This window comes from Deinococcus rhizophilus, from assembly GCF_030271215.1.
In the GTDB taxonomy this organism is placed as follows: Bacteria; Deinococcota; Deinococci; order Deinococcales; family Deinococcaceae; genus Deinococcus; species Deinococcus rhizophilus.
Genome location: NZ_JASNGB010000377.1, coordinates 1 through 630, shown reverse-complemented (window position 1 = coordinate 630; position 630 = coordinate 1). Strand labels below are relative to the sequence as shown.

1 protein-coding gene is annotated in these 630 nt (G+C 76.0%); it reads right to left on the bottom strand.

Features of this window, described 5'->3' with window-relative positions; all coding sequences use genetic code 11:
- Window positions 1-79: 79 nt before the first annotated feature.
- The coding region (locus tag QOL99_RS17435; protein WP_285525680.1) for a hypothetical protein at window positions 80-630 on the bottom strand (551 nt) is incomplete at its 5' end.

The window sequence follows — 630 nt, the reverse complement described above, 5'->3', positions numbered from 1 at the left end:
TCCCCGGGGGCCGTAATTCTGTTCAATGCTCTAGGCGAGGCGACCTCCCGGCTCGCCCCTCCCTGCCGCGTCGGGGACTTCACCAACGCGCCGGGAGGCTGCCGCCGCTGTCTTCAGGCTCTCCCGGGTGCGCCAGCCTTTCCCCGGGGGGTCCGGTGAGGGCCGGACCCGCGAGCGTGAGGGCCACGTGCCGACCGCGCACGCTCAGCTCGGTGAGGCGGCCCGGAGCGGCATTCAGGCAGACCCAGCGGCCCAGCGGCAGCAGGCCCCCGTAGACGTGGGAGACGCCGCCGACCTCGTGCGTGGGGACGGGGCCGGAGCTGTACAGCAGCCGGGGCCCACCGCCGCCCACCCGCACCCCCAGGGCGAACTCGGGCGGCCACAGCTCGGGGCGCGGGGCACCGGGCAGCAGGTCCACCCGCGCCAGCACGCTGGACGCCGCGTTTTCCGCGTCCAGTTGCAAGACCAGCAGCGGTGAGGGCCCGGGAGGTCCACGGCGCAGGACCCGCAGGAGGCCGTTTCCGGACACCACCCGGTAGCCGCCGGGGGTGCGGTGTTCCTGCCGGGGCTGGTCGCCCGACGGGGGGGGCGCGGCAGGCGCCAAGTGCAGCTCCGGCCCCCGCAGCGCAG